The 26,806-nt window shown below is 67.0% G+C and carries 26 protein-coding genes; 20 read left to right on the top strand and 6 right to left on the bottom strand.

Annotated elements, in window-relative coordinates; genetic code table 11:
• The first annotated feature begins 128 nt into the window (after positions 1-128).
• The 16 genes from AUL31_RS00645 to tdh all read left to right on the top strand — a co-directional run bounded on the left by AUL31_RS00645 (position 129) and on the right by tdh (position 15,328).
• Positions 129-2,075, top strand: a complete 1,947-nt coding sequence (locus AUL31_RS00645; RefSeq protein WP_082646708.1) for a methanol/ethanol family PQQ-dependent dehydrogenase — start codon at positions 129-131, stop codon at positions 2,073-2,075.
• Between the two features lie 62 nt (positions 2,076-2,137).
• Positions 2,138-3,037 (top strand): methanol oxidation system protein MoxJ, encoded by a 900-nt coding sequence (moxJ, locus tag AUL31_RS00640; protein WP_060599977.1) that lies wholly within the window; start codon positions 2,138-2,140, stop codon positions 3,035-3,037.
• A 94-nt stretch (positions 3,038-3,131) separates the two neighbouring features.
• The gene (moxG, locus tag AUL31_RS00635) at positions 3,132-3,650 is read left to right on the top strand and encodes a cytochrome c(L), periplasmic (protein WP_060599975.1); all 519 of its coding nucleotides are present in this window, start codon (positions 3,132-3,134) and stop codon (positions 3,648-3,650) included.
• 40 nt (positions 3,651-3,690) lie between these two features.
• Positions 3,691-4,026: a methanol dehydrogenase [cytochrome c] subunit gene (locus AUL31_RS00630; protein WP_060599971.1), complete on the top strand. Its 336-nt coding sequence runs from the start codon at positions 3,691-3,693 to the stop codon at positions 4,024-4,026.
• Positions 4,027-4,141: 115 nt separating this feature from the next.
• Positions 4,142-5,176 carry an AAA family ATPase gene (locus tag AUL31_RS00625; protein WP_060599969.1) on the top strand — a complete coding sequence of 345 codons (1,035 nt, stop codon included), beginning with the start codon at positions 4,142-4,144 and terminating at the stop codon, positions 5,174-5,176.
• A complete protein-coding gene (locus AUL31_RS00620; protein ID WP_060599967.1) occupies positions 5,173-6,072 on the top strand; it encodes a DUF58 domain-containing protein in 900 nt (299 codons plus the stop codon). Before AUL31_RS00625 ends, AUL31_RS00620 begins: the two co-directional genes overlap by 4 nt.
• Entirely contained in the window at positions 6,069-6,974 is a 906-nt protein-coding gene (locus AUL31_RS00615; RefSeq protein WP_060599963.1) for a hypothetical protein, read from the top strand. The genes AUL31_RS00620 and AUL31_RS00615 overlap by 4 nt, the downstream gene beginning before the upstream one ends.
• Positions 6,971-7,999 carry a vWA domain-containing protein gene (locus tag AUL31_RS00610; RefSeq protein ID WP_060599961.1) on the top strand — a complete coding sequence of 343 codons (1,029 nt, stop codon included), beginning with the start codon at positions 6,971-6,973 and terminating at the stop codon, positions 7,997-7,999. Before AUL31_RS00615 ends, AUL31_RS00610 begins: the two co-directional genes overlap by 4 nt.
• The gene (locus tag AUL31_RS00605) at positions 7,996-8,568 is read left to right on the top strand and encodes a hypothetical protein (RefSeq protein WP_060599959.1); all 573 of its coding nucleotides are present in this window, start codon (positions 7,996-7,998) and stop codon (positions 8,566-8,568) included. Before AUL31_RS00610 ends, AUL31_RS00605 begins: the two co-directional genes overlap by 4 nt.
• Entirely contained in the window at positions 8,565-9,482 is a 918-nt protein-coding gene (locus AUL31_RS00600) for a vWA domain-containing protein (protein ID WP_200801658.1), read from the top strand. Before AUL31_RS00605 ends, AUL31_RS00600 begins: the two co-directional genes overlap by 4 nt.
• Positions 9,482-10,012, top strand: a complete 531-nt coding sequence (locus tag AUL31_RS00595) for an SRPBCC family protein (protein ID WP_060599957.1) — start codon at positions 9,482-9,484, stop codon at positions 10,010-10,012. Before AUL31_RS00600 ends, AUL31_RS00595 begins: the two co-directional genes overlap by 1 nt.
• A gap of 64 nt (positions 10,013-10,076) precedes the next feature.
• Positions 10,077-11,168: a siderophore-interacting protein gene (locus AUL31_RS00590; RefSeq protein ID WP_060599956.1), complete on the top strand. Its 1,092-nt coding sequence runs from the start codon at positions 10,077-10,079 to the stop codon at positions 11,166-11,168.
• A gap of 66 nt (positions 11,169-11,234) precedes the next feature.
• Entirely contained in the window at positions 11,235-12,419 is a 1,185-nt protein-coding gene (locus tag AUL31_RS00585) for a M20 metallopeptidase family protein (protein WP_060599954.1), read from the top strand.
• A 13-nt stretch (positions 12,420-12,432) separates the two neighbouring features.
• Complete coding sequence (locus AUL31_RS00580; RefSeq protein WP_060599952.1) at positions 12,433-12,996, top strand: helix-turn-helix domain-containing protein; 564 nt, start codon at positions 12,433-12,435, stop codon at positions 12,994-12,996.
• Between the two features lie 87 nt (positions 12,997-13,083).
• Positions 13,084-14,286 carry a glycine C-acetyltransferase gene (locus AUL31_RS00575; protein ID WP_060599950.1) on the top strand — a complete coding sequence of 401 codons (1,203 nt, stop codon included), beginning with the start codon at positions 13,084-13,086 and terminating at the stop codon, positions 14,284-14,286.
• Between the two features lie 10 nt (positions 14,287-14,296).
• A complete protein-coding gene (gene tdh / locus AUL31_RS00570; RefSeq protein ID WP_060599948.1) occupies positions 14,297-15,328 on the top strand; it encodes an L-threonine 3-dehydrogenase in 1,032 nt (343 codons plus the stop codon).
• A 112-nt stretch (positions 15,329-15,440) separates the two neighbouring features.
• Here the strand turns inward: tdh and nadC are convergent, their stop codons facing one another.
• The 4 genes from nadC to AUL31_RS00550 are packed head-to-tail and all read right to left on the bottom strand — an operon-like array spanning position 15,441 to position 19,766.
• On the bottom strand, positions 15,441-16,289 hold the full coding sequence (gene nadC, locus AUL31_RS00565; protein WP_060599947.1) for a carboxylating nicotinate-nucleotide diphosphorylase: 849 nt from the start codon (positions 16,287-16,289) through the stop codon (positions 15,441-15,443).
• A gap of 16 nt (positions 16,290-16,305) precedes the next feature.
• Entirely contained in the window at positions 16,306-17,808 is a 1,503-nt protein-coding gene (locus tag AUL31_RS00560; RefSeq protein ID WP_060599946.1) for an L-aspartate oxidase, read from the bottom strand.
• Complete coding sequence (nadA, locus tag AUL31_RS00555) at positions 17,805-18,788, bottom strand: quinolinate synthase NadA (RefSeq protein ID WP_060599944.1); 984 nt, start codon at positions 18,786-18,788, stop codon at positions 17,805-17,807. Before nadA ends, AUL31_RS00560 begins: the two co-directional genes overlap by 4 nt.
• A gap of 57 nt (positions 18,789-18,845) precedes the next feature.
• Entirely contained in the window at positions 18,846-19,766 is a 921-nt protein-coding gene (locus tag AUL31_RS00550) for an NUDIX hydrolase (RefSeq protein WP_060599942.1), read from the bottom strand.
• Positions 19,767-19,913: 147 nt separating this feature from the next.
• Between AUL31_RS00550 and AUL31_RS00545 the strand changes: the two genes are divergently transcribed.
• The 4 genes from AUL31_RS00545 to AUL31_RS00530 all read left to right on the top strand — a co-directional run bounded on the left by AUL31_RS00545 (position 19,914) and on the right by AUL31_RS00530 (position 24,704).
• On the top strand, positions 19,914-20,681 hold the full coding sequence (locus AUL31_RS00545) for an SDR family oxidoreductase (RefSeq protein ID WP_060599939.1): 768 nt from the start codon (positions 19,914-19,916) through the stop codon (positions 20,679-20,681).
• 84 nt (positions 20,682-20,765) lie between these two features.
• Positions 20,766-21,839 (top strand): ABC transporter ATP-binding protein, encoded by a 1,074-nt coding sequence (locus AUL31_RS00540; RefSeq protein ID WP_159439775.1) that lies wholly within the window; start codon positions 20,766-20,768, stop codon positions 21,837-21,839.
• Positions 21,840-21,929: 90 nt separating this feature from the next.
• Entirely contained in the window at positions 21,930-22,958 is a 1,029-nt protein-coding gene (locus AUL31_RS00535; protein ID WP_060600463.1) for an extracellular solute-binding protein, read from the top strand.
• Between the two features lie 69 nt (positions 22,959-23,027).
• Positions 23,028-24,704 carry an ABC transporter permease gene (locus AUL31_RS00530; RefSeq protein WP_082646726.1) on the top strand — a complete coding sequence of 559 codons (1,677 nt, stop codon included), beginning with the start codon at positions 23,028-23,030 and terminating at the stop codon, positions 24,702-24,704.
• Between the two features lie 5 nt (positions 24,705-24,709).
• Here the strand turns inward: AUL31_RS00530 and AUL31_RS00525 are convergent, their stop codons facing one another.
• Both AUL31_RS00525 and AUL31_RS00520 read right to left on the bottom strand, forming a co-directional pair.
• The gene (locus tag AUL31_RS00525; protein ID WP_060599935.1) at positions 24,710-25,960 is read right to left on the bottom strand and encodes an ATP-binding protein; all 1,251 of its coding nucleotides are present in this window, start codon (positions 25,958-25,960) and stop codon (positions 24,710-24,712) included.
• Positions 25,960-26,679, bottom strand: a complete 720-nt coding sequence (locus AUL31_RS00520; RefSeq protein WP_060599933.1) for a response regulator transcription factor — start codon at positions 26,677-26,679, stop codon at positions 25,960-25,962. The genes AUL31_RS00525 and AUL31_RS00520 overlap by 1 nt, the downstream gene beginning before the upstream one ends.
• Between the last annotated feature and the right edge of the window lie 127 nt (positions 26,680-26,806).

Here is a 26,806-nt window from a genome sequence, read left to right as displayed (position 1 = left end):
AACAGCACGTCCCCGGAGCATCGAGGCACCTGCCTCGACACGAAAAACATCCGGAAAGGGCGGCACTTGGGTAAAACCCAAGGAACGACTTGGTGGGCCTTGGCAACACGAAGTTGATGGGAGGCACAATGAACAGACTCTGGGCTTCGGCGTCAGGCGCCGCGCTTTCTTGCGCATTGATTTTGGGGGCTCAGGGCGGTGCGCTGGCCAATGACGCGTTGGTCGAGCTTGCGAAGAGCCCTGAAAACTGGGTGATGACCGGGCGCGACTACAACGCGCAGAATTTCTCCCCCAGCACGCAGATCACCAAGGAGAATGTCGGCGAGCTGCGGCCCGCATGGTCCTTCTCCACCGGCGTGCTGCACGGCCACGAGGGAACGCCGCTCGTGGTGGACGGCAAGATGTTCGTGCACACGCCCTTCCCCAACACGACGTTTGCGCTCGACCTCGATGAGCCGGGCAAGATCCTGTGGCAGAACAAGCCGCGCCAGGACCCCACGGCCCGCGCCGTGGCCTGCTGCGACGTGGTCAATCGCGGCCTTGCCTACTGGCCGGGCGACGATGAGGTAGACCCGCTGATCTTCCGCACCCAGCTCGACGGGCGCATCGTGGCGCTGGATGCGGAAACGGGCCAGACCCGGTGGGAAATGGAAAATTCCGACATCCGCGTCGGCTCCACCCTCACCATCGCGCCCTACGTCATCAAGGATACGGTCCTGGTCGGCTCGTCCGGCGCAGAGCTGGGCGTGCGCGGCTATGTCACGAGCTACGACGTGAAGACGGGCGAGCAGCTCTGGCGCGCCTATGCCACCGGTCCGGACGAGGAAGTGCTGCTGGCGGCCGACTTCAACGATGCCAATCCGCATTACGGCCAGACGGGCCTCGGCACCCGCACCTGGGAGGGCGACGCCTGGAAGATCGGCGGCGGCACCAACTGGGGCTGGTATGCCTACGATCCGGAAGAGGACCTGTTCTACTATGGCTCCGGCAACCCCGCGCCGTGGAACGAGACGATGCGGCCCGGCGACAACAAATGGACCATGGCGATCTGGGGCCGCGACGCCGACACGGGCGAAGCGCGCTTCGCCTACCAGAAGACCCCGCATGACGAATGGGACTATGCCGGCGTCAACGTGATGATGCTGTCGGAACAGGAAGACAAGCAGGGCCAGACGCGCAAGCTTCTGACCCACCCGGACCGGAACGGCATCGTCTATACGCTGGACCGCACCAATGGCGACCTGATCTCGGCTGACAAGATCGACGATACGGTCAACTGGGTGACGCAGGTGGACCTGGAAACCGGCATCCCGCAGCGCGACCCCGAATTCGGCACCCGCATGGACCATCAGGCCCGCGATATCTGCCCCTCGGCGATGGGCTATCACAACCAGGGTCACGATTCCTACGACCCGGAGCGCAAGCTCTTCTACATGGGCATCAACCACATCTGCATGGACTGGGAACCGTTCATGCTGCCCTACAGAGCCGGCCAGTTCTTCGTGGGTGCGACGCTGAGCATGTATCCGGGCCCCAAGGGCGACCGCCAGAACGGTCTCGGCCTCGGGCAGGTCAAAGCCTATGACGCCATCACCGGCGCCTTCAAATGGGAAGTCATGGAGCGCTTCGCCGCCTGGGGCGGAACCCTGGCAACGGCAGGCGGCGTCATGTTCTACGGAACGCTGGACGGCTTCATCAAGGCACGCGACTCCGACACGGGCGATCTCCTGTGGAAGTTCAAGATGCCTTCCGGCGCCATCGGCCACCCGATGACCTACGAGCATGACGGCGTCCAGTATGTCGCCATCTACTACGGTGTCGGCGGCTGGCCGGGTGTCGGCCTCGTCTTCGACCTGAACGACCCGACGGCGGGCCTCGGCTCGGTCGGCGCCTTCCGCCAGCTCCAGAACTACACGCAGATGGGTGGCGGCGTCATGGTCTTCTCGCTGGATGGCGAAGGCCCGTACAGCGACCTCGAGAAGGGCGAGTACCAGCCCCGTGTCAACGAGCCGCCCGCCCCTGTGGGCCGGGACGCCTCGCTGCAGGGCGGCGCTTCCGGACAGACGGTCAACTGAGCAGGCCTGGTGCGGAATGCCGGCATGCCGGCATTCCGCCCACCGATCGAAGGATGAGAGCTATGTTCGCAAAACTTCTCCTGACGGCGGCCGCTCTGGCCTTGGGCGCCACGGCCGGTCCGGCCCGCGCCGAGACCGTCGGCGTCATACCGCAGGTGCACGAGCCGACGGCCGAAGAAAGAGGGCCCAGCCCGACCTCGATGAGCGACAGGCTGATGGTGTGCGCCTCGGCCAAGGACGCCCCCTACTCCACCGCGGCAAAGGACGGTTTCGAAAACCGGATCGCGGATGCGCTGGCGCAGGCGATGGGCCGCGAGGTCGAGTTCGTCTTTTCGGAGCGCGCGTCGATCTACAATGTCCGCGACCTTCTGGAGCCGAAGCAATGCGATGTTGTCTTCGGCATCGACCCGGGCGATCCGCGCGTCGAAACCTCGGAACCCTATTTCCGGACGGCCTATGCTTTCGTCAGCCGGGCGGATGCCGGCTTCGACGGCCACCGCTGGCAGGATGCCGGCCGCGACGGGCTGAAACGCTTTGCGACGCGCATCCACTCTCCGGCGCAGACCATGCTGAAATATGCCGGCAAGTACGAGGACAACCTCGCGTATCTGTACGGGCTGGTGAACTTCAAATCCAACCGCAACGCCTTCACCGAGGTCGCTGCCGACAGGCTGGCGAGCGAGGTGCGCAACGGCGAGGCCGATCTTGCCATCGCCTTCGCCCCCGATGTCGCCCGTTATGTCACGGCGTCGGACGGCGAATTGCGGCTGACGCTGATCGAGAACAGCCTGGAGCGACAGGATGGCGTGACCATCCCCCTGCAGTACGGCCAGACCGTCGGGGTGCGAAAGGGCGACGATGCGCTCCTGAAGGAGATCAACGAGGGCCTCGCCAAGGCGCAGGACCAGATCCGCACCATCCTCGAGGAGGAAGGCATACCGCTGCTGCCGCTGTCCAGCTAAGGGCGGCCGCTGTCCTTGTGAAGTTGCCGGAGCCGCCCTTGTTGAGGCTCCGGTTCCCGGTGGGCAATTTCGGGTTCACAGGAACGACAGGCTCATGACGCTCAAGACGATCTTTCTTGCCGGCGGGGCCGCACTGGCCTTCACCTTCGCGGCGGCGGCACAGATGCAGTTCAGCCATACGGTCGAGGGTACGCCGCTCGACCTCTCGTTCGCCCCCGAGGAAGGGCGCGACACGGAGGCCGTGAAAGCCTTCCTGCAGACCGGTGTCAACCAGTACAACGAGCAACCGGACGCGCTGAAGGAAGGGGAAGAGCTCTACCTCACCGCCTGCTCCGGCTGTCACGGCCACGTGGCCGAGGGCAAGCTCGGGCCGGGCCTCAACGACTCCTACTGGACCTATCCCAAGAACGAGACCGACAAGGGTCTGTTCGAAACCATCTACGGCGGCGCACAGGGGATGATGGGTCCGCAATACGGCCACCTCAACCTCGACGAGATGCTGAAGGTGATGGCCTGGACGCGGCACCTCTTTACCGGGGATCCGAGCGAGGCCGTGTGGCTGACGCGCGAGCAGCGCCAGTCTTTCAAGCCCTACGGAAGCGAAGGCGGGTGAACCGCCGCACTCAGAACGGGAGGATACCGACATGCAAGCAATGACACGCAAGCTGGCCCTGGTCATGGTTGCCGCGATCGGCTTCGGCGCCGCCCCGGCGCTGGCCTATGACGGCACCAACTGCAAGGAGCCCGGCAATTGCTGGGAGCCGAAGCCCGGCTATCCCGAAAAGGTCGAGGGGTCGGAATACGATCCCCAGCACGACCCGGCGGAGTTGAACAAGCAGATGGAATCCATCGCCGCCATGGAAGATCGCAACGCCAAGCGTCTCCAGCACTTCAAGGATACGGGCGAATTCGTCTTCGACGTCAAGCGGATCGAGGAGGCGTCCGCGGAAGGCGCATCCCCGACGCCGGAGGGCGGCACGGCCAACTGAGCCGCCGTCCGGCAGGGCGCCGCGTGGCGAGGTCCGGGGGCAGCACGGCCCGGACCGGCCCCGCGGCGCCCTTGTAGCCAAGCCTTGTAGCCATGCGATTTCGAACGGTCGGGACATGCAGATTGCGATGAGGCCGGATGCGACGCCGCTCGTCATCCGCGACGAGGCCATGGAATTCCAGCGGGCGCTTGCGACGGTCGTCATCGGGCAGGACGCGGCCATTCGCATGATGACGATCGCCATACTGGCGCGCGGCCACGTGCTGCTCGAGGGCGATGTCGGCGTCGGCAAGACGACCCTTCTGCGCGCCGTCGCCCGCGCGCTCGGCGGACCGTACCAGCGCATCGAGGGCACGATAGACCTGATGCCCGGCGACATGCTCTACAGCGCCTTCGTGGGGGAGGATGGCCGCCCCCGCATGGAGCCCGGCCCTCTGCTGGCGCGAGGGGAAGACCTTGCGGTCTTCTTCTTCAACGAGATCAACCGCGCGCGGCCACAGGTCCACTCGCTGTTGCTGCGCCTGATGGCAGAGCGCAGCACCACCGCCTTCCAACGCGAGTTCGCCTTTCCGCACCTGCAGGTTTTCGCCGACCGCAACAAGGTGGAGCGCGACGAGACGTTCGAACTGCCGGCCGCCGCCCGCGACCGCTTCTTCATGGAAATTCCGGTGGAGGCCCCGGAAGATCGCGAGTTGCGACGCGCCCTCGCATTCGACACCCGCTACCACGATGCCGATACGCTGATCGGTGAGATAAGGCCGGGCATCCTGCCCTACCGCGACCTCAACCGGCGGGCCGAAACGATCCAGGCGCATGTGCGCAGCAGCCGCGCCGTGGAAGATTATGTCGTCTCCCTGTGGGATGCCGTCCGGCATCCGGCGCGGCACGGCCTGGCCGTACCCGGCGTCGACATGGAGCGGCTGGTGGATGGAGGCGTCAGCCCGCGCGGCGTTTCGGCGCTGGTGCGGGCGGCACGCGTGAACGCCTTTCTGGAGGGGCGGGACGCGCTGGTGCCGGAAGACATTCGCGCCGTATTCCCCTGCGTCATGGGCCACCGCATCTTCCTGGCGCCGATGTACGAAATCCGGCGCGATACGATCGTGCCGGCGCTGATCGACGCGCTGTTCGGCCAGGTGGCCGCCCCCGCATGAACGGCGCCGGGCCTGTTTCCGACGGCCTCCTGCCGGACGGGGTCGAGCGTTTCGCCGAACTCGCCTATCGCCTGCGGCTTCCGGCACGCGGCCTTCGCCCCGGCGGTCACAAAGGCCGCCTGCCCGGAACACAGGGCCTTTTCGATGTTCATGTACCCCTGACCGAGCGGCCCGATCCACGCCGCATAGACCTTCGCGCCTCGCTGCGCGATCCGTTCGGAACGCTTCTCGTGCGCCGCGATCGCATGCTGGCCGAAAGCGATGTCCATGTCATCGTCGACAGCTCCGCCTCCATGGCCGCCATCGGCCGCGTCGACCGATGGCAGGTAGCCACCCATCTGGCCGCCGGCCTTGCCCATATGGCGCGCCGCTCCGGCGACCGCGTTTCGCTGACGGCGGGCAGCGACGGCGCACCGCTGCACCTTGCCTTGAACAGGCGGCGCTCCTTTGCCGGGGAGGTGCTGAGCGCGCTGGGCGGGATGACGCCGGCGGGCCATCGGTTGGACGGCCTTCTGGCAGGCATCGCGACGCTGCCGACACGGCCGGGCATCGTGTTCCTGATCTCCGATTTCGCCTTTCCGCCGGCCATGACCGACAGCCTGGCCGGCGCGCTTTCGCGTCGCGACCTGCGGCCCTTCTTGCTGGCCGACAGCCTTCTCGACGCACCGCCGCCCCGTTTCGGGCTGGCGCAACTGCGCGATGCGGAAACCGGCCGGCGCTCCACCGTGCTTATGCGCCCCACACTGGCCGCGCGCTGGCACCGGGCGGCCGAAGCGCATGCGCGCGGCCACAGACACGTATTCTCGGCGCATGGCGTGTCGCCCGTCATCATCCGCGACCAGATCGACGTGGAGCGCCTGCTGGAAGCGCTGCTAGTCCAGGGGGCGGCGCCATGACCCGGCATTTGCTGGCCGCCGTTCTGGCGGTACTGCTTGCAACGGCGTACGGCGCGGCCTACGGGCAGGAGGCTACCCCGACGGTCGAGACGCGCCTGCCCCGCGCCTTCGGCTATTTCGTCGGCGACACGCTCGACTACCGCGCAATCATCGTACCGCCACCGGGATACGAACTGGATGGCGCGTCGCTGCCGCAGGTGGGCGCGCTCGATTACTGGCTGGACCTCGTCGCGATGAATGTCACCGATGCGGACGGCATCGTGACGGTCGATATTCGGTATCAGACATTCTACGTGCCCCTCGAACCGTCCGAGCGGGTCTTGCCGCCGCAACGGCTGCGCTTCCTTGCCGACGAGGGCGATGGCGCTCCGGTCGAGGCGGCGCTGCCCTCCTTCACCTTCGTGATGTCGCCGCTGCGCCCGATCATGCAGCGTTCCCGGCCCGAGGCCATGCAGCCGGACATCCTGTCCAATGCCATCGACACGCGTCCGCGCCAGTGGCAGGTCGCCGGTGCGTGGGCCTTCTTCGCGGTCACGCTGCTGGCGCTGCTGCGATATCGCGGCATCGGCCCCTTCGCGCAGCGCAGGCAGCGCCCGCTGCACCGTGCGGCACGCCATCTGCGCGCTTTGTCCGGCAGGCCGCAAGCCTATGCCCAGTCCCTTGCGGTGCTGCATCGGGCGCTGGATGCCACCCATGGACGCCGCCTGTTCGCGGACGACCTCGAGGCGTTGGCCGCGCATTCGCCCCGGTACGGGGAAGGGCGCGCCGACCTCGAGCGGTTCTTTGCGGCGTCCCGCTTGTTCCACTTTTCCGAACGGCCCATAGAGGCGGCCCGGCTGCTGCCGCTGGAAGAGCTGCCCGCCCTGGCCCGGCGCCTGTCCGCGCTGGAGCGCGCGCCATGATCCCCCTGTCCTTCGACCGTCCCGAGGTTCTTCTGGCGCTGCCGTTGATGCTGCTGCCTTTTCTCCTGCCGCTGCTGCACGCCGTGTCCGTGCCGCAGGCGGCCATGGTGCCGGCCGATATCCTGTCCCGTATTGTCGCGGCGGCGCTGCGCGTCGTCGCGGCGCTGGCCATCGCCGCGCTGCTTCTCGGCCTCGCCGGGCTGAAGCGAACGGACATGCAGGAGACGAGAACAGGGCTCGGTGCGCATCTGGTGCTGCTGCTGGACCGGTCCAGTTCCATGGACAATACCTTCGCCAACCGCCGGCCGGACGGCGCGGAAGAATCCAAGGCGACGGCGGCCAAGCGCCTGTTGAGCGAGTTCGTTGGCGGGCGCGCGCAGGATAAGGTCGGCGTCGTGGCCTTTTCGACCGCGCCGATGCTGGCCGTGCCGCTGACCGACCGGATGGATGCGGTGCACGCCGCAATCGCCGCCATGGACGAGCCCGGCCTCACGCAGACCAATGTCGGCCGGGGCCTTGCCATGGCGCTGTCACTGTTCGAGGACGAGCCGGCCACGGCATCGCGCGCCGTGGTGCTGGTATCCGACGGGGCCGGGGTCATCAGCCGCGACGTGCAGGAAGAGTTGACGGACATGGTCGCCCGCCAGCCGGTCAACCTGTACTGGCTCTTCCTGCGGACCCAGGGCTCCAAGGGGATATTCGAGCCGCCCGCAAGAGGAGAGATGGACACGCCGCAGGTGCGGCCGGAGCGCCATCTCAACCTGTTCTTGCAGCGGCTGGGCGTGCCCTATCGCGCCTTCGAGGCCGAAAACCCCGATGCCGTCGCGGCGGCCATCGCCGAAATCGACCGCCTGGAAGCCCGGCCGCTGACCTATCTGGCGACCATCCCGCAGAAAAGCCTGGCGCCATTCGCCTATGGCATTGCGGCGCTATCGCTTGCCCTTCTGGCTCTGGCCAAGGCGGTCGAACGCTCGCCCTTTCCGGGCCGGCCACTGCCGCCTTTCCCGGCCAGGGAGGTGGCATGACCCGGCTTTCGCATCGGCTCCGCGACCGGATCGCAACCGGGGTGCTCATCGCCGCGCTTTTTGCGAGCCTCGCCATCGCCGTCTGGGCCAGCCTGCAATTGATGGAAGAGCGGCGCGACAACCGCGCCATCGCCGCCCTCGGCTCCGGCATGCCGGTGGAGACAGGCAGCCAGCGGGCCGAAGTGCTGTTCGCGCAGTCTCGCCAACTCCTGCGGCAAGGCCGCCCGGACGAGGCGGAAGCCCTGTCGCCGGCCCTTGCCATGGCCGGCAATGCCGGCCTTGCGGCGGCGCACGCCTACAATCTCGGCAATGGCCGGTTGCGGCAGGCCTTCACGATGGTGGAGGACAATCGCATCGACGCTGCCATCCCGGTGGTGCGCGTGGCGCAGGAAGATTATCGCCGCGCCCTGCGCCTGAATCCGGCGGATTTCGACGCCAAGTGGAATCTCGATCTGGCCAGCCGTCTGGTCCGCGCCTTTCCCCGTGCCGCGCCGGATGAAGAGGAAGACGGCACCCGCCCCCGCAACATATGGACAGACCTGCCCGGCCTGCCGCGTGGCCTGCCATGAAGGCCGGCCTGGCAATACTGGCGCTGGGGGCCGGGCTGGCCGCGATTGCCGCAACCACGCCGTCCATGCCGGCGCAGACGTCGGTGCGCAATATCCTCTTCACGGTCGACATCACCGGCAGCATGAACGTTCGGGATTATGGCCCACCGCAGGCGCCGCACAGCCGGCTCGAAGCGGTGCGTCGCCGGTTGCCCGCCCTCATTCGCGGCCTGCCCTGCGGCTCCCGCGCCGGGCTGGCCGTGTTTGCCGAGCGCCAGAGCTTCACCTTCTTCCGGCCGGTGGAGGTCTGTGCCAACTACACGCCGCTTGCCGAAACGGTGGAAAAGCTCGATTGGCGGATGGGGTGGGACGGAGACAGCCGGATATCCTCCGGCGTCAACAGCGCGCTGCGCTTCGCGGCGGCCGACGACGCCGACCTCGTATTCCTGACCGACGGGCACGAGGCGCCGCCCCTGCCCCATGGCGGCCGCCGGCCCATGCGGAACGAAGGGGATGTCGGCGGGCTCATCGTCGGCGTCGGTGCGGACAGGCCCTCTCCCATCCCCCGCCATGACGAGCGCGGACGCGAAATCGGCTTCTATCGCATGGAAGACATGGTGCATGGCGCGCGCATCGGGGCGCCCTCGCCCACCGCCTCGGCCGAACCCGGCTTTCATCCCCGCAACAACCCCTATGGCGAAGCCGACCTCAGCGGGTCGGAACATCTGTCGGCGCTGCGCGCCCCCTATCTGGAGGCCATGGCCTCCGAAGCGGGCCTCGGTTTTGCGCGGCTCGACGATCCGTCGCTGTCCGCGCGCCTGATGGCCGACACGCGCGCCATTCCGCTGGCCGGCCGCCGCGACCTGTCGCCCTTCTTCGCCATCGCGTCGCTGGCCGCCCTCGTTTCAACCCTGCTCGTCAATCGGAGAGCCTGATGATACGAACGATCCTCATTCCCGCCATTCTGGCGTTCGCCGTCATGGCCGCGCCCGCCATGGCCCATGGGCCGACACCACAGAAAGTGGACGAGACTGTCGTCATCGACGCACCACCCGAAAAAGTCTGGGCGGTGATGGGCGATTTCGGCTCCATTGCAGACTGGAACCCGGCCGTCGGCAGCGCCACCGTCTCCAACGGCAACGAGCGGGGATCGCACCGCACGCTGACATTGCCGTCCGGCACGGTTACGGAAGGGCTGGATGCGCACCGCCCGGATTCCATGCGGTATCGCTACCGCCTGCAGGGCGAAACCGACGCCCTGCCGGTCAGCTCCTATACCGCCGAGATGAAGCTGGAGCCGGATGGTCAGGCGACGAAGGTCACCTGGCTCGGCCGCTTCTATCGTGCCGACACCAACAACGATCCGGCCGAAGGCAAGACCGACGAGGATGCCGTGCGCGCCATGACCGACTTCATCCGCACCGGTCTGGATGGCCTGAAACGGAAGGTCGAGGGCGATGGCTAAAACTTGACATCTTTTGTCTAGTTAAATAGCCCTTCGAGCCATTATCGGGTCCGGAGGTCGAACGATGATATTGCAGGCCTGGTCGCGCATCGAGGTGGCCGAATCCCGGCGCCTGCTGGACGCCTTGTGCGACCATTATTCCGAGCATGGGGAAGTCACTTATGCCGATGGGGCGGCGCGCATCGTCGTCAGCTTCGGCGAAGCCCGGCTGAGTGTGGTGGATGGGGCGCTTCATGCCATCGCGCAATCGCGCGACGAAACCGGCCTTGCCTACATAAAGATGGGCGTGACCAGCCATGTGCTGGAGTTCGCGCCGCAGCCTGCCCCGACCGTGCGGTGGCAGGGCGACGGGGTCAGCGGGGTGCAGCCGCCGTTCTTCCGCGTCATGCAGGTGGTTTCCAGCCGGCGCATCACGCCGCATATGCAGCGCCTGACGCTGTCGGGGCAGGATATCGGGCGGTTCGCTGCCGGCGGCCTTCATATCCGGCTCGTCTTTCCGCCCAAGGGGCGCGTACCCGTCTGGCCTATCATGGGAGAGGACGGCATGCCGGTCTGGCCGCAGGGCGAAGACAGGCTTGTGCTGCGCGTCTACACCATCCGCTCGATCGACGTTGCCGCCGGCACGCTCGAGGTGGACATGGTGCTGCATCCCGGCGCCGATACGCCGGGCGCCAGCTTTGCCGAAACGGCGATGCCCGGCGATGTCGTCGGCATGACCGGGCCGGGCGGCGGCTTCCTGCCCCAGGCGCGGCGCATGCTTCTTTTGGGCGACGAGACCGCCCTGCCCGCCATGGCCCGCATTCTGGAAAACGCGGCGCCGGATGCCTCGGCCACCGCCTTCATCGAGGTCGATGGCCCGGCGGAAGAGCAATCCATCGCCGCATCCTGCAAAGCCGACATCCGCTATCTGCACCGCCACGGCGCCCCGGCGGGCACGACCCGGCTGCTTCAGGATGCGCTGGACAGCGTTGCCGCCGCAGGCATTACGGAGGATCTCTATATCTGGGCCGGCTGCGAATTCGATGCCTTCAAGGCCATTCGCCGCAGCGTCCGGAAGGATCTGAAAGTGGCCAAGGATCGCCATCTCGTGGCGGCCTACTGGCGGCGCGGGGCAGCGGGAGACGAAGCGCGTAAAGGCGCACGCGGTGAAGACTGAGCGCCTGCCCGCTTCCAGCGGGGCGGCGCGCAGCCTATAAGGGCGGTCCGAAGGAAGGAGCCGTCCATGAACCGCATGGTCAACGATCTCGGATCGCGCATCGAAGCCATCGTAGCGGAAGACGAGGCGCGGCTGATCGCCATCCGGCGCGATCTGCATGCCCATCCCGAGACGGGTTTTGACACGGTGCGCACGGCGGCGATCGTGGCGGACGAGTTGCGAGCACTGGGCCTTGCCCCGCAGACGGGCGTCGGTGAGACCGGCGTCGTCGCCGAAATCGCCGGCGGACGGCCGGGCCCAATGCTGGTGCTGCGCGCCGACATGGACGCGCTGCCCATCACCGAAGAAACCGGGCTGCCCTTCGCCAGTTCGGTGCCGGGCAAGATGCATGCCTGCGGGCACGATCTGCATACGGCGACGCTGCTTGGCGCGGCGCGCGTCCTGCGCGACATCGCACCCGGCCTCGCCGGCACGGTCCGGCTGATGTTCCAGCCGGCGGAAGAGACCCCCGTCAGCGGAGCGGCGGCGATGATCCGCGACGGCGTGCTGGACGGCGCGGACATGGCGCTCGGCTTCCACAACTACCCGGAAGTGCCCGTTGGACGCTTCTGTTACGTTCATGGTGTCGCCAACGGGTCGTCGGACGATTTCGACATCGTTCTGCAGGGTCGGTCCGGCCATGCCGCAAGCCCGCACCAGACCGCCGATCCCATCGTCGCGGCGGCGCACCTGGTGCTGCAGATCCAGACCATCGTCTCGCGCGAGGTGGATCCGATGCTGCCGGCGGTCGTCACCGTGGGTGCGCTGCTGGCCGGCGACACTCACAACATCATCCCCGAGCGCGCGGTTCTGCGCGGCACGGCCCGCACCCAGTCCGACGCGGCCCGCGCCACCATCGAGGCGGCCCTGCGCCGCCTTTGCGCCGGCATCGAAGCTTCCATGCGGGTCAGTGCGACTTTGGACTGGCAGCCCGGCACGCCCTGCCTCACCAGCGACGCGGACATCCTCGCGGCCACGGTGGACGCGGTGGAAGCCCATTACGGCGCGGTCGCCGACGAAAAGCCGGCCGACCTCGGCGCCGAGGACTTCGCCTTCGTTTCGCAGATCGTGCCCGCCTTCCAGCTCGGCGTCGGCTCCGGCCAGCCCGGCCGCCAGGACAGGCTGCACAATGCCGACTACCAGCCCGACGAAGGCTGCATCCGCCACGGGGTCGTCGCGCTGTCGCTGGCGGCATCCCGGCTTCTTTCCTGACGGGGCCGCACTCATGGAAACGCCCCGTATCGGCCCGATCCTGCAGCGCGAGCGCAAGGCGCGCCGCCTGTCGCTGGAGCAGTTGTCGGCGCTTTCGGGCGTATCCCGCTCCATGCTGTCGCAGATCGAGCGCGGCAGCGCCAACCCCACCTTCGCCGTTCTCTGGAGCCTGACACGCGCGCTCAAGATCGATTTCTCCGATCTTGTCGGCGGGGCCCGCGCCGCACCGGTGGAGGAGCCGGCCGTCGAGGTGGTCTCTGCCTTCAACACGCCGGAAATCCGCAGTCCGGACGGTTCGTGCCGGCTGCGCATCCTCAGCCCGCCACGGCTGGCCGGCCTGACCGAATGGTACGAGGTGGAGATCGCGCCGCGCGGGCGGCTGGACAGTGCCCCGCATGCACCCGGCGCGTTCGAGCATCTCACCGCCCTGACCGAAGGCCTCAGCGTCACCAGCGGCGGGGTCACGCGCCCGTTGGCGCTGGGCGAAACCGCGCGCTACAAGGCCGACATCCCGCATGCCATCGACAATCTGTCCGACGCCCCGGCGCGCGCATTGATGGTACTGCATTACGGCTAGGGCGCATGCGAATTCAACCGATGCTGCCTTGTGATATTTCCGATATACTGTAATTTCCAATATCTTGGAATTCTAGGAGAAGCGATCATGGCAACCGGCTTCGAAGACCATCTGAGGGCAACGCTGGCCGAGATCGAGGCCGATGGCCTCACCAAGCGCGAGCGCCTGATCGCCAGCCCGCAAGGCGGACGCATCACCATCGAGGGCAAGGATGGCCCCCGCTCGGTCATCAACCTCTGCGCCAACAACTATCTGGGCCTTGCCGACCACCCGGACGTCATCGCCGCCGCCCATCAGGGGCTGGACGCGTTCGGCTTCGGCATGGCCTCGGTCCGGTTCATCTGCGGCGCACAGACCCTGCATCGTGAGCTGGAGCAATCCATCGCCCGATATCTCGGCAAGGACGACGCCATCCTGTTCGCCGCGTGCTTCGACGCCAATGGCGGCGTCTTCGAGCCGCTCCTCGGCGCCGAGGACGCGATCATCTCGGATTCGCTGAACCATGCGTCCATCATCGACGGCGTCCGCCTGTGCAAGGCGGCGCGCTATCGCTTTGCCAACGGCGACATGGACGAGCTGGAAACCCGCCTCAAGGAGGCCGATTCCGCCGGCGCGCGCTTCAAGCTCATCGTCACCGACGGCGTCTTCTCCATGGATGGCTATGTGGCCGACCTGCCGTCCATCTGCGCCCTCGCCGACCGCTATGGCGCCCTGGTGATGGTGGATGACTGCCATGCCACCGGCCATCTCGGAGCCGAGGGACGCGGCACGCCGACGCTGACGGGTGTCGGAGACAAGGTGGACATCATCACCGGCACGCTTGGCAAAAGCCTCGGCGGCGCCATGGGCGGGTTCGTCGCGGCCTCGCAGCCGGTGATCGACCTCCTGCGCCAGCGTGCGCGCCCCTATCTGTTTTCCAACAGCCTCGCACCGTCCGTTGCCGCCGGCTCGCTGAAGGCGATCGAGATCGCGCGGCAGGCGGACGACCGGCGGGCGCTGCTGGGCCAGCATACCGAACGCTTCCGCAACGGCATGGCCGAGGCCGGTTTCGAGCTTCTGCCCGGGTCCACGCCGATCATTCCGGTGATGCTGCACGACGCGCGCAAGGCGCAGGACATGGCCGCCGCCCTGGACGCGCGCGGCGTCTACGTTGCCGGCTTCTTCTTCCCCGTCGTGCCCAAGGGCAAGGCGCGCATCCGCACCCAGATGTCGGCGGCGCTGACGCCGGACGACGTCTCATTCGCCATCGACGCATTCAAGGATGCCGGCAAGTCGCTCGGCATCATCTGAGGTATCACCCATGAAAGCTCTCGTGAAATCCCGGCCCGAGCCGGGCCTCTGGCTGGAAGAGCAGCCGGTGCCGACCATCGGCCCCGACGAGGTTTTGATAAAGGTCAACAAGACCGGGATCTGCGGCACCGACATCCACATCTACGCATGGGACGACTGGGCCAGCCGGACCGTGCCGGTGCCCATGGTGGTCGGCCATGAATATGCCGGCGAGATCGTCGAAACGGGCGCCTCCGTCCGCAGTCTCAAGGTTGGACAACGCGTTTCCGGCGAGGGACATGTCATCGGCATGCAAAGCCGGGCAGCCCGTGGCGGCCGGTTCCATCTCGATCCCGAAACGCGTGGCATCGGCGTCAACATTCCGGGTGCCTTTGCGCAGTATCTCAAGCTGCCGGCCTTCAATGTGGTGCCGCTTCCCGACGATATCGACGACGAGCTGGGCGCGATCCTCGATCCGCTCGGCAACGCCGTGCATACCGCGCTGTCTTTCGACCTCGTCGGCGAAGACGTGCTCATTACCGGCGCCGGCCCCATCGGGATCATGAGCGCGGCGGTGGCCCGCCATGTCGGCGCGCGCCACGTCGTCATCACCGACATCAACCCGGCGCGGCTGGAACTGGCCGGGCGCGTTGCCGACGTGACGCCGGTCAACGTGGCGGAAGAGGATTTGCGCTCCGTCATGTCGCGGCTGGGCCTCAAGGAAGGGTTCGACGTAGGGCTGGAGATGAGCGGCTCGCCGGCCGCCTTCGACCAGATGGTCGACCAGTTGTTGATGGGCGGCAAGATCGCGATGCTCGGCATTCCGCCCCGCCCCGCCCCGGTGGACTGGACGAAGATCGTCTTCAAGATGCTGACGATCAAGGGCGTCTACGGGCGCGAGATGTTCGAGACATGGCACAAGATGCTGGCCATGCTGCAAAGCGGCCTCGATGTGCGGGGCGTCATCACCCATCGCATGGATGTCGCCGATTACGGCACGGCCTTCGACACCATGATGAAGGGCGAAAGCGGCAAGATCGTCCTCGACTGGACCAAAGCCTGACGCTGCACTATCGCCGATGGTCGCAGCGGCATCACCGCGGCCATCGCAATCCGGGTTGCGCATGGCCGCCGCGCAAAGCGCGGCCATGCACCCTCCATCGGCGGTCCATGGTTCAGTCCAGATGGTCGAAGCCGATGTCCAGGATCGCCGCCGAATGGGTGATCCACCCGCATGAGATCAGGTCCACCCCGCTGGCCGCGATGGCCGGGGCGGTTTGCGGCGTGATCCGCCCCGACGCTTCGCTGATCGCGCGCCCGGCGATGATGCTGACGCCTTCCGCCAGCATCTCCGGGCCCATATTGTCCAACAGCACCGCGTCGACGCCGATCTCCATGGCCTCGCGGAGCTGATCGAGGCTGTCGACCTCGAGCTCGATCTTTACCATATGGCCGGCATGGTTGCGGGCGCGCTGCAAGGCTGGGCGGATGCCGCCCGCAATGGCAACGTGATTGTCCTTGATCAGGATCGCGTCATCCAGTCCGAAGCGGTGGTTGCCGCCGCCGCCGGCACGCACCGCGTATTTTTCCAGCGCGCGCAGGCCGGGCGTCGTCTTGCGGGTGCAGACGATGCTGGCGCGGTGCCCCCTGACGGCGTCCACCAGCCCGGCCGTTGCCGTCGCGATGCCGGACAAGCGGCACAGAAGGTTGAGTGCCGTGCGCTCGGCCGTCAGCAGGCCGCGCGTTGGCCCGCTCAATGTTGCAATCGCCTCGCCGGCCCGGACAAGCGCGCCATCCGGCCGATGCACGATCATATCGATGTCCGGGTCCATGAGCCGGAAGGCGATGCGGGCAAGGTCGAGGCCGGCGACGACGCCGTCCTGCCGCGCGCCCAGGGCCAGGCGCGACCGGTGGTCCGGCGGCACGATAGCGTCGGTGGTGATGTCGCCGGCGCGTCCAAGGTCTTCCAGCAGCGTGGCGCGCACCACCGGTTCCAGCATGATGTCGGGCAAGGGTATCAGCATGGTCTCTACGGCGTTGTCAGGCAGTCAGAAGGAGCGGCTGGGCAACATGCTCGGCCGCTGTGCGGATGGCTGAAATGTCGAGGCACGTATGACGCGCCTGCGCTGCTTGTGCCGGATAGTCCGAGCGCCAGTGCCCGCCGCGGCTTTCGCGGCGCTCGAACGCACCGACGGCCATGGCAAGCCCCACAAGTGCAGGGTCGCTGGTTTCGGCAAGCGGCAGCAACTGGGTGACGGCGCGTGTCAGCCCGGCCTCGTCGCGGATCAGGGCAAGGTCGCGCCCCAGGATTCGGCGCACCTGCTCCAGTGCGGCATCCCCGGTATCGACGCTTGGTGCCGCGTCACCGACAGGGCTGTGGGCAGGCGCGCCGGCAACGCTGTCGGCGACGCGCGGCGCCATCACCGCCGCCTCCAGCAACGAATTGCTGGCCAGCCGGTTGGCGCCGTGCAGCCCTGTCGACGCCACCTCGCCCACCGCCCACAGGCCCGGAACCGTCGTGCGGCCGGACAGGTCCGTGGCCAGACCCCCCATATGGTAATGCACGGCCGGACGCACCGGGATCGGATCATGCGACGGGTCCACCCCAAAGGTGTGGCAGATCGCGGCGATGGCCGGGAAGCGCTCGGCGAAGGCCCCGTCGCAAAGCCCGCGCGCATCCAGATAGACCCTTCGTCCAAGGGCGATCTCGGCATGGATGGCGCGCGCCACGACGTCACGCGGGGCAAGCTCTGCGCCCGGCACATCGGCCATGAAGCGCCGCCCATCCTCGTCCACAAGGATGGCGCCCTCGCCCCGCACGGCTTCCGAAATGAGCGGCAGCGGAAAGCGCCCGCAATCGAGCGCGGTCGGATGAAACTGCACGAATTCCGGGTCGCGCACCTGCGCGCCGGCCCGCAGGCCGAGGGCAAGCCCGCCGCCTATGCTGCCCGCCGGGTTGGTCGTCGCCAGGAACAGCCCGCCGACGCCGCCCGTCGCAAGCACGACGCGGGCGGTCGGCACGAATGTATCGTCAAGCCAGAGGCCCACGATCCGCCCGTCCTCTGTCCGGAGCCGGCGCACCCGATGGCCTTCGGCAAGGCGGATATGCGGCGCTTGCCGCACCGCGGCGGCAAGCGCGCGGTGGATTTCCGCACCCGTGCCATCGCCGAAGGCATGCACGATACGGCGCCGCGCGTGGGCGGCCTCCAGGCCCAGCGCCGGCGCACCATCCGCGTCGCGGTCGAAGCGGACGCCGAGGCTGGCCAGACGCGCAATTGCCGCCGCCGCGCCGCCGAGGATCGATCCGGCGGCATCGGGCTGCACCAGCCCGTCGCCCGCCGCAAGCGTATCGGCCAGATGCAGCATGGCGTCGTCGCCCGCACCGATGGCTGCGGCGACACCGCCTTGCGCCAGCCCGGTCGACGACTGCGCCGCCGTCAGCGATGGGCAGACAAGGATGCAGGGCTCGTCCAGCGACAGCGCCGTCAGCATGCCGGCAAGCCCTGCCCCCACGATCACGGCAGGCTGGCGGGGGCCTGTCATATCGCCAGCATCCGCTCGACGGCGATGCGGGCCCGGTCGGCCACCGCCGGGTCCACCGTCACCTCGTGACGCCCGAACTCCAGCGCCTCGCGGATATTGGCCAGCGTGATCCGCTTCATATGCGGGCAGAGGTTGCAGGGGCGGATGAAATCCACTTTCGGATGGTGGACGGCGATATTGTCGCTCATGGAGCATTCGGTCAGAAGCACCACGCGTGCCGGCTGCTTTTCTTCCACATAATCCGACAGCATGGCCGTCGAGCCCGAAAAATCCGCCGCTTCGACCACTTCTGGCGGGCACTCCGGATGGGCCAGCACGATCACCCCGGGGTGGCTGGCGCGCAGTTCGGCGATATCGCCGGGCGTGAACTGCTCGTGCACCTCGCAATGGCCGGCCCAGGTGATCATCTCCACATGGGTCTCGCGGGCGATGTTCTGCGCCAGGTACTCGTCGGGCAGCATGATGACGCGCGGCACCCCGAGCGCCTCCACAACCTTGCGCGCATTGCCGGAGGTGCAGCAGATGTCGGACTCTGCCTTCACGTCGGCGCTGGTGTTGACGTAGGTCACCACCGGCACGCCCGGGTAACGCTGCCGCAGCAGGCGGATGTCCGCCGCCGTGATGCTGTCGGCCAGCGAGCAGCCCGCACCCATGTCCGGGATCAGAACCGTCTTGCCGGGGTTCAGCAGTTTCGCGGTTTCCGCCATGAAGTGAACGCCGGCCAGAACGATGATGTCGGCATCCACGTTCATGGCCTCACGCGCCAGGGCCAGGCTGTCGCCCACGACGTCCGCTACGCAATGGAAGATTTCCGGCGACTGGTAGTTGTGCGCCAGGATGATGGCGTTCTTCTCGCGTTTCAGCCGCAGGATCGCGTCCACGTCGCCCGCCATGGACGGCCACTCGATCTTCGGGATGACGCGGGACACGCGCTCATAGAGCGGCGCTGTGCGCTCGAGGACATCTGCGTTCAGGGCCATTATAATGCTCATAGTGAGTATATGTTCGTCATATGCTTACTATGAGTATAAGCGTTGTCAAGAGCGTGTGAGCGGCAGCTTCGTTCCTACGGCATCGCGCTCGGCAACCACCGCCCGTCGAAACCGGAACAGTTTCGCGGGCCGGCCACCCGTATCGCCGGCCATCGCGCCGGTTTCCTCGACCAGTTCCTGCTGCTCGATCAGCCGACGAAAATTCTGCTTGTGCACCAGCCGTCCCGACAGGGCCTCGACACTGCGCTGCAACTGCAGAAGCGTGAAGTCCGGCGGCATCAGCTCGAAAACCACCGGTCGGTATTTGATCTTGGCACGCAACCGCGCAATGCCCGTCGCCAGGATGCGACGATGGTCGGCATCCATGGCGCAGCCGGTTGCAAACGCCAATCTGCGGTTCTCGCCCCGGTCGCGCCATGCTTCGTCGACGAGGCCTGCCTCATACAGAAGCTCATAACGCTGCAGGGTCAGTTCCTCGTTCCAACCCTGCCCTTCCATGGCGAAGGCCGTTGCCGCCCGCTGGCGGAAGGCGTCGTCGGCCTGTGTATCGGCCAAGGCATGCCGGATACGGGCAAGGATTGCCGGCACACCGGTTCGATGATCCTCCCATGGGAAGTACCGATACCAGTCCGTCCAGCCGGCGCCGCCATCCAGCGTCGTGTTGCCCTGCCGCGTAAGGCCCAGATAGCTGATCGAGATGACCCGCCCGCCCGCAACATCGCGATCGCGGTCGGCGAAGGTGTAGAGCTGTTCGAGATAGCCGAGCGGATGGTGGGTCTGTTCTTCCACCCAGGCGCGCAGGCCAAGCTGCAGCGAGCGGTGCCCCGATTCGAATGGGCCCGAAGGAAGGGACCGGCCGTCATCCGTCGTCAGGACGGCGGGCGCACCATCGGTGACTGCGGCCAGCACGGCGATCAGATCCGCGGTAACGGCGTTGGATGCGGCCAGAGCTGGCGATTGAGGCATGCGCTTCCCGTCGGTGAACAGTGCCGCATGACATAGCGCACAAGCGCCGCCGAATGAACCGGCCATTGCGCCATGACCGCGGCCGGCGCATACAGGAGCAAAAATGGCAGCGCTGCCAAAACAGAATCAGTCCCTGGGAGATATCCAATGTCGTTGTCGCTTTTCGACCTTGCGGGCCGCCGCGCCCTGATCACCGGCTCCAGCCAGGGCATAGGCCTGGCATTGGCCGAGGGCCTTGCGGCTGCCGGTGCGGCCATCGTGCTCAACGGGCGCGATGCGGACCGCGTCGAGGCGGCGGCGCAGGCGATGCGCGGACGTGGCTTCGACGTGACGGCGGCCGCCTTCGACGTGACCGACCCCGGCGCGGTGCGGGCCGGCGTCGACCGGATCGAGGCGGACACCGGCCCGATCGACATTCTCGTCAACAATGCCGGTATCCAGCGCCGCGCCCCGCTGGAGGATTTCGCGGTCGATACATGGCGCGAGATCGTCAGCGCCAATCTGGACAGCGTCTTCTACGTTGGGCAGGCGGTGGCCCGCCACATGATCGCGCGCAAGCGCGGCAAGATCATCAACATCGCCAGCCTGCAAAGCGAGGCGGCCCGCTACTCGATCGCGCCGTATACAGCCACCAAGGGCGCGGTGAAGAACCTAACCAAGGGCATGTGCACCGACTGGGCGCGGCACGGACTGCAGGTCAATGCGATCGGCCCGGGCTATTTCGATACGCCGCTGAACAAGGCCCTGGTGGAAGACCCTAAATTCGACGCCTGGCTTCGCACCCGCACCCCGGCCGGCCGGTGGGGAGACGTGAAGGAGTTGCAGGGCGCGGCCATCTTCCTGGCTTCGTCGGCCTCCGACTTCGTCAACGGGCAGACCATCTATGTGGACGGCGGCGTGCTGGCGACGCTGTAACGCGCGCCGCCCCGTGCGGAGTTGAAGTCGGCACGCCTCTTTGTGTAGTAAAAGGCTCCAGTTTACGGGGGAGCGCTCTTGGCGGTGTTGCAGACGACCAGCGACGAAGCGGCGGCGATACCGGTATCGGTGGCCGGCCTGTCGCGCCGCATCGGCGCGCTGGACATCCTGTCCGATATCAATCTGGAGGTCGCCGCAGGGGAAATCCTCTGCCTTGTCGGCCATTCGGGTTGCGGAAAGTCCACGCTTCTGCGGCTGCTTGCGGGCATCGATGCACCCAGCGCCGGGCGCATCGCCTTCGGTGGCGAGGTCATGGCCGGCCCCGGCCGCTTCGTCGAGCCCGAGAAGCGCGGCGTCGGGCTGATGTTCCAGGACTATGCGCTGTTCCCGCATCTGACGGTGCAGCAGAACATCGCTTTCGGGCTGCGGGGCCGGGCCCGGGGCGATATCGCGGCACGCGTACAATCCACCCTGCAACGGCTGGGCATCGCGCATTTCGGTACGCGCTACCCGCATATGCTGTCCGGTGGCGAGCAGCAGCGCGTGGCTTTGGCCCGCGCCATCGCCCCGCGCCCCGGCGTCCTGCTGATGGACGAGCCCTTTTCCAATCTGGACAGCCGCCTGCGCGAGGCGGTCCGCATGGAGACGCTGGCCCTGGTACGTCAGGTCGGCGCGACCGTCGTCCTGGTGACGCACGATCCGCAGGAAGCCCTGATGGTCAGCGACAGGATCGCCCTCATGCACCAGGGGCGCATCATCCAGGCCGGTACCGGCCGTGACCTCTATTACAAGCCACAGACGCCTTTCGTGGCGCGCTTCTTCAGCGATTTCAACGAAGTGCGCGGCACGGTGCGCCATGGCGCCATCGATACGCCCTTTGGCCGCGTGGCGGCAGGCCATGGCGCCGCCGAGGGAAGCGAGATGCTGGTGCTCGTCCGTCCTGGCGGACTGCGCCCCGGCAATGGCGATGGCAGCATAGAAGCTCAAATTGTGCATCGCCGATTCTGCGGCGAAGTGGAACAACTCGAACTTAAGCTGGATGCACACCCGCAACTTGTAACCATTCGAAGAAACATCGGCGATTTTGCTTCGGACGCGGACCGTATCCGCATCGTGCTGGACCGTAAGGAAACCTTTGTATTTCCCGTTTCCTCGTGACAATTTCGAGAGGAGCGGATTTAAACTTGACTATGCAAGTCATGTTGGGTTTCTAGCGGGATCATCAAGGTCATCACTGGAGGCATGGTCATGCGCGTGGTCAATTCAACTCTCGGCAAGGCGCTTTTGTGCGGCGTCTGTCTTTCGGCGGGCGTCGGCTCGGCACTTGCAGCCGAGGTCAATCTGTACACCACCCGCGAGCCGGGGCTGATCCAACCGCTGATCGAAGCCTTCCAGACCGAGACGGGCAACACCGTCAACACCATCTTCCTCAAGGACGGCCTTGCGGAGCGTGTCGCGAGCGAGGGTGAAAGCTCCCCCGCCGACCTTCTGATGACGGTCGATTTCGGCAACCTCGTCGACCTCGTCGACAAGGGCCTGACGCAGCCGATCGAGTCCGAAGCGCTGGAAAGCGCCATCCCGGAAAATCTGCGCGATGCAAACGGCAACTGGTTCGGCCTCTCGGCCCGTGCCCGTGTGCTCTACGCCGCCAAGGACCTCGACATCGACAGCTTCACCTATGAACAACTGGCCGATCCCGAATGGCGCGGCAAGGTGTGCATCCGCTCGGGGCAGCACCCGTACAACACGGCGTTGTTCGCGGCCTACGATGCGCATCACGGCAGCGAAGCCACGCAGACCTGGCTCGAAGGCGTCAAGGCCAACCTTGCCCGCAAGGCCGGCGGCGGAGACAGGGACGTGGCGCGCGACATCATGGGCGGCATCTGCGACATCGGCATCGCCAATTCCTACTATGTCGGCCTGATGCGCAGCGGCGCCGGCGGGCCCGAGCAGGAAGAATGGGTCAAGGCCATCAAGGTTATCCTGCCCACCTTCGAAGGCGGCGGCACGCAGGTGAACATTTCTGGCGCGGCGGTTGCCGCGCATGCGCCGAACAAGGACGTCGCCGTCGACTTCCTGGAATTCCTGGTTTCGGAAGAGGCCCAGAAAATCTACGCCCGCGCCAACTATGAATACCCGGTGCGCGCCGGTGTCGAGGTCGATCCGATCATCGCCGAGTTCGGCACGCTTGAAATCGACCCGACGCCGCTGGCGACCATCGCCACGCGCCGCGCCGATGCGACGAGCCTTGCGGAAAAGGTCGGCTTCGACGATTAAGCGGGCTCAAACCCCCGCCGTCGCCGGATGGTTCCGGCGGCGGCGCGTATCCGCGCACTGGAAGCGAGCATGACGACGCCGACCTTTCCGGCACGGGCCATATCCGGCGCCCGCCCATGGCGTCGCGGCCGCGCCCTGTGGATTGCCGCCGCGGGCATCGTCGCCGCCCTGGCGATGATGCCGATCGTGGCCCTGACCGTGCTGGCGCTGGGCGGCTCGCTCGATGTCTGGCCGCACCTTTTGTCCAATGTCCTGCCGCGCGCAACGTGGAACACCCTTCTGCTGCTTGGCGGGGTCGGTACGATCACCGGCATCGTCGGTTGCGGAACCGCATGGCTGGTGACGGCGTACGACTTTCCGTTGCGGCGCCAGATGGAATGGGCGCTGCTGCTGCCGCTGGCGGTGCCGACCTACATCGTCGCCTATGCCTATCTGGATCTCCTGCATCCCGTCGGCACCATTCAATCCACGATCCGGCTGATCCTCGGCTATGACAGCCCGCGCGATTTCCGTCTGCCGGACGTGCGCTCCATGGCAGGCTGCATCCTGATCGTTTCCTCGGTCCTCTACCCTTACGTCTACATCACCACCCGCGCGATGTTCATGACGCAGGCCGCCAACCTGATCGACGTATCGCGCACGCTCGGCTGCAGCTACCGCGCCGCTTTCTTCCGGGTGGCGCTGCCGCAGGCGCGGCCCGCCATCGCCGTCGGCATCAGCCTGGCGCTGATGGAAACGCTCAACGACATCGGTGCTTCCGAGTTTCTGGGCATCCGCACGCTGACCGTTTCGATCTACTCGCAATGGGTCAACCGGACGGATCTTGCCGGCGCCGCGCAAATCGCGCTTGCGCTGCTGCTGCTCGTGGTTCTCGTCGTTGCGGCGGAGCGTTGGGCACGCCGGCACCAGGCCTTCGCCGCCTCGGCCCAGCGCCCACGCCGGCTGGAGCCGAAGCGCCTGCCGAGGGCCGCCGGCTTGCTGGCCCTGTTTGCCACGCTTGTTCCCGTGTCCTTCGGCTTCCTGCTTCCCGCGTCCTATCTGGCGGATGCCGCTGCCAGGCGCATCGCCTTCAGCGGCGTATCGCCGGCCATCCTCAACGAGGTCGTCAATACGGTGTCCATCGCCACGGCCGGAACTCTGGCGGCAATTATCTTCGGACTTGTCATCGCCTTCGCCGCGCGCCTTGCGCCGGGGGCCATGTCGCGCCTGTTCACGCGCGCCGCGCTGGTGGGCTACGCCATACCCGGCACGGTGCTGGCGATCGGCGTCCTCTATCCCGTCACGCTGGCGGATCGCTGGATGGACGGCCTCTGGCGGGGCTATTTCGGCACCGGTCTGGGCCTCGTTCTCCTCGGCTCCGGCAGCGCGCTGGTGCTGGCCTACACGCTGCGCTTCCTGGCCATCTCCACCGGCGGCATAGAGGCCGGCCTGTCGCGCATTCCGCCCTCGCTCGACGGTGCGGCGCGGACGCTGGGCGCGACGCCGCTCAGACTGCTCACCACCATCCACATCCCGCTGTCGCGCGCCGCCATCGCGGCGGCGGCCATCCTGATCTTCGTCGATTGCATGAAAGAGCTGCCGGCGACATTGCTGCTGCGGCCACTGAATTTCGAGACGCTTGCGACGCATCTGTATGGCGAGGCCGCACGCGGAACCTACGAGGATGCGTCGGTTGCCGCCCTGCTGATCGTGTTGGTGGGCATGATCCCTGTCGCCGTCCTTTCGCGGATCGGCCGCGAGCGCTAGCTGCATCAGGCCGCCGGCAGCGACACCACCTGCTCCAGCCCGCCGGACGGCCGGTTGGCGATCGTCAGCGTGCCGCCCTCCTGCTCGATGATCTCCCGCGCTATGGCAAGCCCGAGTCCGGCCCCGGGCGCCGATTTCCGGCGCGCCGGATCGACGCGGAAGAACGGCTCGAACACCCTGTCCAGCAATTCGGCCGGTATGCCAGGGCCTTCGTCGCCGATGATCACGCGCAGGCGCGGCCCGTCGGCCTGCACCGACACGGTCCCGCCGCCGCCATGGATGCAGGCGTTCTCGATAAGGTTGCGCAAAGCGCGCTTGATCGCCAGCGGACGCGCGTTCACCGCGGCATTCGCCATCTTGCCCTTTTGTGCGACTTTCATGCCGATTTCGTCCAGCTCGTCGACGATCTCGCCGGTCAACGCGGCAAGGTCGACACGCTCTCGGCCTTCCGGGCCCGCCACCTCCTCGCGCACCAGGCGGATGGCGCTGTCAGCGATCCTGTCGAGTTCCGAAAGGTCGCGCAGCCATACCTCGCGGTCCTCGTCGGGCAGGAATTCGGCGCGCAGGCGCATGCGCGTCATCGGCGTGCGCAGGTCGTGGCCGGCCGCGGCCACCAGCCGCATCCGGCTTTCCATGGCGTTGCGCAGCCGGGTAGACAGGCGGTTGAGGGCGGCGGCGGTTTCGCGCACCTCGGCCGGGCCGCGCTCCTCGACATGCGGAAGCAAGCCGTCCGGCCCGATGGCCCCGACGGCCTCGTCCAGCATGCGGAGCGGGCGGGTCATCATGGTTGCCGCGATCAGGGCGATGGCCAATGCACCCAGGATGACGAGGCCAAGATAGAACACCAGCGGCGCGCGCGCCGAGGGCGGCGGCGCCGGATAGGTCAGGTAGGCCCATTGTCCGGGCTCGTACTCCAGCGCAAGCCGGCGTGCCCCATCCGTATCCTGCAGGATCAGCACCTGCATCGGGTTTCCCTGGCGGGCCAGTATCTTCTGCACGCCGCGCGCCTCGCGCGCCAGCTCGCCATCGTCTTCCCCGCCGGGCGGCGGGCCGGTGCGTATGCCGTGGCGTGCTGCGGCGGACGGGTCCTGCCGCAGCACGCTGGCCACGATCCGCACTTCCTCGGCAAAGGTGGCGGCAAAGCTGCGGCGGTCGGGGCGCTCCAGCACACGCCAGCTTACCAGCGCCGCAAGCACGACGACGCCGACGATGGAGACCACCAGAAGAAGAGCCAGCCGGGAGCGGATCGAACCCATCAGGACAGTCTCTCCACCTGCGTCGAAAACTGATAGCCGCCGTTGCGGACAGTCTTGAACAGGCGGAACACGCCGCCATCCCCGAACTTGCGGCGCAGGCGGCTCATCGTCACGTCTATGGTGCGGTCGAACGGGTCGGTGAAGCTGCGCCCATGCAGGAGATCCAGAAGCGTATCGCGCGACAGGACCCGGCCCGGCCGATCCAGGAAGATCACCAGAAGGTCGAATTCGGCTCCTGTCAGATCGAGGTCCTGGCCGGCCTCGTCCGTTACGCGCCGCGCCGTCTTGTCGGCGGTAAAGCCCGAAAAACGGTAGACGCCGGTTTCGGGCTCGGTGGACGCGCGTTCGGCACCGCGCCGCATCACGGCGCGTATGCGCGCCGCCAGCTCGCGCGGGTTGAAAGGCTTGCCGAGATAATCGTCGGCCCCAAGTTCGAGCCCGACGATCCGGTCGACATCCTCCTTCAGCGCGGTCAACAGGATGATGGCCAGGTCCGGGCGGCGGTCCTTCAATTCGCGGCACAGGTCCAGCCCGGAGCCATCGGGCAGCATCACGTCGAGAACGACGAGGTCGATGCCTCCGGCCGCCACCTTCTGTTCCGCCTCCGAGCGGTTGGCCGCCAGATCCGTACTGAATCCCTGCCCTTCCAGGTAGCGACTCAAGAGATTGCGGATATCCGCATCGTCGTCGACCACCAGCACGCGGGTTCGACCGTCCATCACCGCTTCCTTCGATTACTGTCCAGTGCCTTCATTTAGGCGGCGGCGCACCGCTTTTCCTGCGGAAATTTGTTGCGAAACCTTGCAGCACGCTCGCGACCGTCCTTCCGGCCGGGCCAAGGGCGAC

Origin of the sequence: Aureimonas altamirensis, assembly GCF_001463885.1 — a bacterium.
GTDB lineage: Bacteria > Pseudomonadota > Alphaproteobacteria > Rhizobiales > Rhizobiaceae > Aureimonas > Aureimonas altamirensis.
This window is presented reverse-complemented; position numbering and strand designations above follow the sequence as displayed.